The organism is Brachybacterium epidermidis (genome assembly GCF_015209585.1).
GTDB classification, from domain to species: Bacteria; Actinomycetota; Actinomycetes; order Actinomycetales; family Dermabacteraceae; genus Brachybacterium; species Brachybacterium epidermidis.
Map to the genome: position 1 here is coordinate 1 of NZ_JADEYR010000026.1, position 7,649 is coordinate 7,649.

General features: G+C 70.7%; 6 protein-coding genes, 1 other RNA gene and 1 pseudogene. 6 read left to right on the plus strand and 2 right to left on the minus strand.

Annotated elements, in window-relative coordinates:
* Nucleotides 1-265: pseudogene (locus tag IOE58_RS13925) on the plus strand (hypothetical protein); the annotation flags it as partial.
* Between the two features lie 197 nt (nucleotides 266-462).
* Here IOE58_RS13925 and IOE58_RS13930 read toward each other — a convergent pair.
* Complete coding sequence (locus tag IOE58_RS13930) at nucleotides 463-975, minus strand: DUF779 domain-containing protein (RefSeq protein ID WP_431831714.1); 513 nt, start codon at nucleotides 973-975, stop codon at nucleotides 463-465.
* A gap of 168 nt (nucleotides 976-1,143) precedes the next feature.
* On the opposite strand from IOE58_RS13930, the gene IOE58_RS13935 reads away from it, so the two are divergent.
* Nucleotides 1,144-2,148, plus strand: coding sequence for an aldo/keto reductase family protein (locus IOE58_RS13935; RefSeq protein ID WP_193866950.1), 1,005 nt, complete (start codon nucleotides 1,144-1,146; stop codon nucleotides 2,146-2,148).
* A 204-nt stretch (nucleotides 2,149-2,352) separates the two neighbouring features.
* On the opposite strand, the gene IOE58_RS13940 is transcribed toward IOE58_RS13935, so the two are convergent.
* On the minus strand, nucleotides 2,353-3,930 hold the full coding sequence (locus tag IOE58_RS13940; protein WP_193866951.1) for an alanine/glycine:cation symporter family protein: 1,578 nt from the start codon (nucleotides 3,928-3,930) through the stop codon (nucleotides 2,353-2,355).
* Between the two features lie 292 nt (nucleotides 3,931-4,222).
* On the opposite strand from IOE58_RS13940, the gene ffs reads away from it, so the two are divergent.
* From ffs to IOE58_RS13960, 4 genes are all read left to right on the plus strand, one after another.
* An RNA gene (gene ffs / locus IOE58_RS13945) (signal recognition particle sRNA small type) lies at nucleotides 4,223-4,319 on the plus strand.
* A gap of 114 nt (nucleotides 4,320-4,433) precedes the next feature.
* Nucleotides 4,434-5,279: a CPBP family intramembrane glutamic endopeptidase gene (locus IOE58_RS13950; protein ID WP_193866952.1), complete on the plus strand. Its 846-nt coding sequence runs from the start codon at nucleotides 4,434-4,436 to the stop codon at nucleotides 5,277-5,279.
* A gap of 76 nt (nucleotides 5,280-5,355) precedes the next feature.
* Complete coding sequence (locus IOE58_RS13955) at nucleotides 5,356-6,303, plus strand: hypothetical protein (RefSeq protein WP_193866953.1); 948 nt, start codon at nucleotides 5,356-5,358, stop codon at nucleotides 6,301-6,303.
* Nucleotides 6,304-6,348: 45 nt separating this feature from the next.
* On the plus strand, nucleotides 6,349-7,649 hold a 1,301-nt coding region (locus tag IOE58_RS13960; protein ID WP_348982006.1), incomplete at its 3' end, for a DNA polymerase III subunit gamma and tau.

The following is a 7,649-nucleotide window of genomic DNA, read 5'->3' on the forward strand; positions in this document are numbered from 1 at the left end:
GGTCTGGGCGGCCTGCGAGGCGGCGGGGATCCAGCTCGACGGCGAGCTGATGGACGGCTACGCCGAGGCGCTCGAGCAGGTCGCACGCCTGGACGTCGACACCGTCCCCGAGGACCCCGACGAGGCCGTGCGCCGCGTGGTCGTCGGCACCGTGATGCTCGAGCCGGTGCTGCTCACGCTGCGCCTGCTCGCCCAGCGCGAGCTCTCCGTGCGTCACGCGGAGACCGTCGACGGGGGCCGGCGCCGGGCCGACTCTCGACGATGAGCACCGCCCCGTCCCGAGCGGCCGAGCGTGCGACCCGGCGGCTCAGTACGGCGTCGTGGGCGGCTTCCCGGGCGGGGTCATGGGCGGCTCGCTGGGCGGCGGCAGGCTGCGGCCGGCCGGCGCAGACGCGAGCGGGCCGCTCGGCGCGCGCTCGGCATCAGTGAGGCCGACCGATCGGCCCTCGAGCGGGCGGCGGGTCATCGCGGACTCGTTCCCGGGATCTCGACCGGCACCCGGTCCTCGAGCATCCGCGAGCGGGTGAGGAACCGCTTCCCGTCGGGCGTCTCGAGGCTGAAGCCGCCGCCGCGCCAGTCGACCAGGTCGATCGTCAGGTGCGTGTGTCGCCAGTAGGCGAACTGCTCGCGGCTCATCCAGAAGTCCAGCGGGCTGGTGGTGCCGTCGGGCAGGGGCACCTCGACGTGGCCCATCCGCGCATCGGCGTCGCCCGTGATGAAGTCGCCCTCCGGGTAGCACATGGGGGAGGAGCCGTCGCAGCAGCCGCCGGACTGGTGGAACATCAGCGGCCCGTTGCGGTCGATGAGCCGCTGGATCTGCGCGACCGCCGCGCCGGTGAAGGCGACGCGGGAGAAGTCCTCGCCCTCGACCGTCGGCTCCATTTCCAGGACGTCGTCGGCCTCGGTCGGCTCCGGCATCGGCGGCGCCGGCGGCTGCCCGGGCTTCGGGGTGGGAGTGGTGGAGGTATCGGTCATCGGGCTCTCCTTCCAGCGCGGCGGACGGCGGGGCTGGCCGGTTGCGCGGCGGCGATCGTCGGCCTTTGCTTCACGAGTACCCCGGACGGCGGGCGCGACGGCCGACGTCGGGCGATGTGACGCGGGCCACCAGGATGGACTCGTGTCGGCGGACATAGTGTGGAGCGCATGGAACATCGCCACCTCGGCCGCAGCGGCCTCAAGATCAGCGAGATCATCTACGGTAACTGGCTCACCCACGCCTCCCAGGTGGAGGACGAGCGCGCCACCGCGTGCGTGCGGGCTGCCCTCGACGCCGGCATCAGCACCTTCGACACCGCCGACACCTACGCCAACACCGCCGCCGAGGTGGTGCTCGGCGATGCCCTCCAGGGGGAGCGGCGCGAGTCGCTGGAGATCTTCACCAAGGTGTACTTCCCCACCGGACCGAAGGGGCACAACGACACCGGCCTGTCCCGCAAGCACATCCGCGAATCCATCGACGGCTCGCTGCGGCGGCTGAAGACCGACTACGTGGACCTCTACCAGGCCCACCGCTACGACTACGCGACCCCGCTGGAGGAGACCATGCAGGCCTTCGCCGACGTGGTGCACGCCGGCAAGGCCCTGTACATCGGCGTCTCCGAATGGAACGCCGACCAGATCCGCGCCGGCCACCAGCTGGCCCGCGACCTGGGCATCCAGCTGGTCTCCAACCAGCCCCAGTACTCGATGCTGTGGCGCGTGATCGAGGAGCGCGTGGTGCCCACCTCCCGGGAACTGGGCGTCTCCCAGATCGTGTGGTCACCCGTCGCCCAGGGCATCCTCACCGGCAAGTACCAGCCCGGCGCCGAACCGCCGGAGGGATCACGCGCACGCGACGAGAAGGGCGGGGCCGACATGATCAAGCGGTTCCTCGAGGACCGCACCCTGCAGGCCGTGCAGGGACTGCGCCCCATCGCCGAGGAGCTGGGCCTGACCATGGCGCAGCTCGCCGTGGCCTGGGTGCTCGCCAACGACAACGTGGCCGGGGCGATCATCGGCGCCTCCCGCCCGGAGCAGGTCACCGAGAACGTGAAGGCCTCCGGGGTCACCCTCGACGCCGACGTGAAGGCTCGCATCGACGAGGTGCTCGGCGACCTGCCCGAGACCGACCCGACGAAGACCCAGTCCCCGGCCCACCGCCTGGCCTGAGGGGCCGGTTCGCGGGTCTGGACCCACCGCCCGACCGGGGGTGCCCGGTCCCAGTGGCCTGGCCCGAGTGCCCGGCCCCGAGGGCTGGCCTGACCCCCTGGCCCGTCCGCCCGCCGCGCACAGCGGAACGCCCCGCCCCCGAGCAGCTCGGGGGCGGGGCGTTCCGCTGTGGTCCTGCTGGCGCACCTGCGACGTGGCCTGCAGTCAGGAGCGCGGCGGGGGAGTGATCGGGTTCTCGCCGGTCTCGGCGGCCAGCTCCTCGCCGGTCTGGCCCTGGCGGACCTTCCCATCGGCCCGCAGCTCCCAGAACTGGGCGTTCGCGATCCCGAGGGGTCGCGGATCGAACTGCGGATCCTTGCCGGCCTTCTTCTGCGCCCGGTAGTCCTTCAGCGCCTTCAGCGCGGGGACCTGGAGCACCAGGATGCCCACGATGTTCAGCCAGGCCATCGAGCCCACGCCGATGTCGCCCAGGCCCCAGGCGGAGCCGGCGGTGTTGATCGCGCCGTACGCCACCGAGACCAGCAGCAGGCCCTGCAGCAGGCGCAGCAGGCCGCGGCGCACGACGCCGTTCTTGATCTTGCGGGTGAGGTAGGAGAGGTTCACCTCGGCCATGTAGTAGTAGGCCACGATCGTGGTGAAGGCGAAGAACGTCAGCGCGATCGCCACGAAGCTGGAGCCCAGGCCGATGCCGGGGACGAGGGTGTCGAAGCCGTTCTGCACGAAGCCGGGGCCGGGCTCCACGTCGGTGCCGATGGCGCCGGTGTAGAGGGTGGTGCCGGGGAACGTCTCGTTCTCGAACACCGAGTACATGTCCGTCGAGATGATGATGAACGCGGTGGCGGTGCACACGAACAGGGTGTCGATGTACACCGAGAACGCCTGCACGAAGCCCTGCTTGGCCGGGTGGGACACCTCGGCGGCCGCGGCGTGGTGCGGGCCGGTGCCCTGGCCGGCCTCGTTGGAGTAGATGCCGCGCTGCACACCCCACTTGATGGCCAGGCCGATGATGGCGCCGTACACGGCGTGCATGCCGAACGCCCCCGAGAAGATCTCGCCGAACACGTGGGGGATCTGGTCGAAGTTCACGAAGAACACGATCAGCGCCGCGATGATGTACAGGATCGCCATCGGGGGCACGATGAACGCCGCGACGGCCGCGATCCGCTTCACGCCGCCGATCACGATGAAGGCCAGCGCGATCACCAGCAGGATCGCGACGCCCCAGGTGGGGAAGCCCCAGGCCAGGTTGATCGCGGAGGCCATGCCGTTGGCCTGCACGCCGGGGAGGAAGAAGCTCATCGCCATCACGGTGACGGCGGCGAACAGGATGCCGTACACGAGGGAGAGGGCCTTGGCCTTGTGGCTGTACGCCTTCTCGAAGTAGTAGGCCGGGCCGCCGCGGTACTCACCGGTGTCCGGATCCTTCTCCTTGTAGATCTGCCCCAGGGTGGACTCGATGAACGAGGTGGACGCGCCGAGGAAGGCCACGGTCCACATCCAGAACACGGCGCCGGGGCCGCCGAAGGCGATCGCGGTGGCCACACCACCGATGTTGCCCATGCCCACGCGGTTGGCGAGCGACATCATCAGCGACTGGAAGGAGGAGGTGCCATCGGCGGACTTCTCGCCACCGATGAGCTGCTTGATCATGTCGGGAAGACCGCGCAGCTGCACGAACCCGGTGCGGATCGAGAAGTACAGGCCGGCAAGGAGGCACAGGGCGACTAAGGGGATCGACCAGATCACCCCGTTGGTGGCACTGATCATGTCGGCAAAACTCATGGGACTCTCCTGGGGGCAGAAGGGGGACGGGGCTGCGGGCACGGCGATGACATCGACGGCATCACCGTGTGGGGGGTCACGATTGGATGCTGTTCGGGACAGTAGTCGACACCGTGACAGGAAATCGAGTGTTCCTCGTTCCGTTGCAGTGTCGTGACCTACGGCCTCGAGACCGGGCGCTGACCCGGGCGCCGAGCACCAGACGCTCGGCAGCGGCGACGTCCTCATCCAGGCGCTGAGCGGCTTACCGCACACCGCCTCGAACCTTGCGCTCGGTACCGCTACACTCATGGGCGACCCCTCGTGCGGTGTCATCTCGCTGAACTCCCCCAGGGCTTGACGGCAGCAAGGGCAGGCGGGCTCTGGCAGGTGCACGAGGGGTCCTTTCATGTCCGGGTGGGGGATAGCCCCCGCCGGATGGGGCGGAGGGCCCCGGCGCGTGGACCAGGGTGCGGTTCCTACCGTGATCGGTGTCGGCATCCCATCACCCCAGGAGCACCGCGATGACCCCCGTGACCACGCCCGAAGCCACCCCTGCTGCCACGGCCATCACCGCCGACACTGTGCCCATCTCCCGCATCCTGGCGTTCTCTGCGCTGGTGCTGGTGGCGGCGTGCCTGCTCTCGGCTCCTTTCGCGCTGGACCTGCTGCCCCCCGAGGCTGCAGCACTGGTGGTGCCGATAGCCCAGTTCACCCCGCTGCTGGCTGCCCTGCTGGTGCGGCGCCGGCCCGGACAGCTCAGAGCCGACCTCGGGCTGATGGTGCCCTCCGGCCGCGCTCTGGTGCTGGGCTTGCTGCTGGCGATAGCGGTGTTCACCGTGGTGCCGGTGCTGCGGGTCCTCGCGTCGGTGGCCCTGGGGTCGGCCGCATGGAGTGCCCCGGAGGAGGCGGCCGCGATCCTGGTGGCGCTGCCCCTGGTCGCTTTGCTGCAGACGGTCCTGGCCTTCGGTGAGGAGACCGGATGGCGCGGGTGGCTCCACGGTGCCCTCAGCCGGTACGGAATCCTGGCGACCGCACTGGTCACAGCGGTGCTGTGGGCGCTGTGGCACCTTCCCATCGTGCTCGCCCTGGGCATGGGGCCGACGGACTCGATCGCGTACCTGGGGACGATTGCGGCGGTCTCACCGCTGCTGACCGTGCTGCGGGAGCTGAGCGGGAGCATATGGCCGGCCCTGCTCGCCCATGGGCTCCTCAACAGCCTGCGCGTGGCCATCGAGCAGAACCTCACCACCCCGCTGTCCGGCGGGCCGGAACGCTGGATCCTCGAGGCGGCCAGCTGGTCGATGTGGGTTGCGGCAGCGGTCCTGGTGCTGTGGCTCGCCGGCCGGCGACCCCTTGTGCGCGCCTGATCTCCTACCTATGTCTGCCCAGGTATCGGCCATTGGGTCGATGGCAGCGAACGGGGGGACTCGGCAGGCTGGAAACATGACCGCCCCCCAGCCCGCCCCGACGACGACAGACCCCGTCGACGAGACCTCGACGCAGCCCCAGGCCACCGTGTACCGCGGGACCGTCGACGGCCACACCTACGTGGTGCGGGCGCATCACGGGGTGATGGACACCTGGGCCACGGTGATCATCGACGGCGTCTTCCACGACCCCCGCCGGGAGTCGAAGCCCCGCACCACGACGGTGAGCGTGGACTACGGAGCCCGGAAGGCAGCCGGCGGCGAGGCCAGCGGCGAGGTGGACGGCCTGGCTTTCAGCGCAGAGAAGTCCTTCAAGACGGTCGACTATGTGGTGCAACGGCCCGATGAGAACGGGAAGCTGCGCATCGCCGAGCGGATCCGGGTGAGCACCGCCGGGTTGGGCGGCAAGGGCGAGGTGGATGTACTGGGTGGTGCAGAGGGGGAGCGGATGGGGGGTTTCTACCCCACCCCACTCGTGCCCGAGAAGGGCAGCGCCTCCTGGCAACGTGAACAGCGCAAGCTCGCTCATCCGGTGCGATTCGCGCTGGTGAGCGCGGCGTTCACGGCCGCGAAGTACCTGATCCCGCTGCTGGGCATCAGCGCGCTGTTCAGTGGCCTGCTGCGCCCGGTGCGGGAATGGGTGGAGTCCCTGATCCGCCCGCCGGTGGACTGGATCGCGGAGCTGCTGCGCCCGGTGGGGGAAATGATCGACGCGTTTCTGGAGCCGATCGGCCGGGCCCTGGCATGGCTGCGCGAGACCCTGTTCGGCTGGATCCCGGAGCTCTCGTTCTCGTTGCCGTTCGACGTGCCCAGCTGGGTGTTCGACGTCGGAATCCCGGTGGTGATCGTGCTGCTGGTGTTCTGGATAACCCTCGGCAAGCTCAAGCGGCGCCGTTCCCAGCTGGGTGTTTCCGATGACGCCCCGTCGGCGCCGGATGATGAGCCCGGCCGGGCCTCGGACTGATCCACAGCGGCTCCGACTGACAGCCCCCTCCACTAGCCTGTGGGGGTGGCCACTGCTCTGTACCGTCGATACCGTCCGGAGTCCTTCGCCGAGGTGATCGGCCAGGACCATGTCACCACGCCCCTGCGGCGTGCGCTGAACGCGGGCAGGATCGGCCACGCCTACCTGTTCTCCGGCCCCCGCGGCTGCGGGAAGACGACGTCGGCCCGTATTCTGGCGCGCTGCCTGAACTGCGCCGAGGGGCCGACGGACACCCCCTGCGGCGAGTGCGATTCATGTCGCGACCTGGCCCGCGACGGCGCTGGCAGCCTGGACGTGGTGGAGATCGACGCCGCCAGCCACGGCGGTGTGGATGATGCCCGTGAGCTGCGTGAGCGCGCCTCCTTCGCCCCCGTGCGGGACCGCTTCAAGGTGTTCATCATCGACGAGGCCCACATGGTCACCTCCGCCGGCTTCAACGCCCTGCTGAAACTGGTGGAGGAGCCGCCGGAGCACGTGAAGTTCGTGTTCGCCACCACCGAGCCGGACAAGGTCATCGGCACCATCCGCTCCCGCACCCACCACTACCCGTTCCGCCTGATCCCGCCGCAGGTGCTGAGCCCGTACCTGCGGGAGGTGTGCGAGGCCGAGCAGGTCCCCGTGGGGGATGGCGTGCTGCCGCTGGTGGTGCGCGCCGGGGGCGGGTCTGCCCGTGACTCCATGTCGGTGCTGGACCAGCTGATGGCCGGGGCGGGGGAGGACGGCCTGGACTTCCCCACCGCGATCGCACTGCTGGGCTTCACCGACACCGCCCTGCTGGACCGCGCTGTGGAGGCGATCGCCCAGCGCGACGCCGCCGCCCTGTACGGGGCAGTGGAGGAGGTCATTTCCACCGGCCATGAGCCGCGCCGCTTCGTGGAGGACCTGCTGGAGCGCATCCGCGACCTGATCGTGCTGGCGGCGGTGCCCGATCGGGGCGGCGATCTGCTGCCGCACATCCCGGCCGGGGACCTCGAGCGCATGACCGCCCAGGCCTCCACCTTCGCACCGGCGGATCTGTCCACCGCCGGTGAGCTGGTGCACGAGACCCTCTCCACGATGAGCGGTGCCACCTCGCCGCGCGTGCACCTCGAGCTGTTGGCCGCCCGGCTGGTGCTGCGGGACGAGGCGGGCGGCCCGGCGGCAGGGTCCCCCCCCCAGGCGCCCCCCCCCGCGCCCGCGCCACCCCCCCCCCGGGCCCGGCCGGCCCCAGCCCCGTGGTTCGGGGTGGGCGGCCCGCGGGCGGCGGCCCCCCCAGGGCGGGGGCGCCCGTCCTCGACCCTCCCCCCCCCCGCCCACCGCCCGGGAGCCCGCGGCGGGCGGGCGTG

Bases quoted from the DNA above. Each gene is read 5' to 3' on its own strand.
- IOE58_RS13930 (WP_431831714.1), bottom strand. From the start codon at position 975: ATGACCGATACCTCCACCACTCCCACCCCGAAGCCCGGGCAGCCGCCG.
- IOE58_RS13935 (WP_193866950.1), top strand. From the start codon at position 1,144: ATGGAACATCGCCACCTCGGCCGCAGCGGCCTCAAGATCAGCGAGATC.
- IOE58_RS13940 (WP_193866951.1), bottom strand. From the start codon at position 3,930: ATGAGTTTTGCCGACATGATCAGTGCCACCAACGGGGTGATCTGGTCG.
- IOE58_RS13950 (WP_193866952.1), top strand. From the start codon at position 4,434: ATGACCCCCGTGACCACGCCCGAAGCCACCCCTGCTGCCACGGCCATC.
- IOE58_RS13955 (WP_193866953.1), top strand. From the start codon at position 5,356: ATGACCGCCCCCCAGCCCGCCCCGACGACGACAGACCCCGTCGACGAG.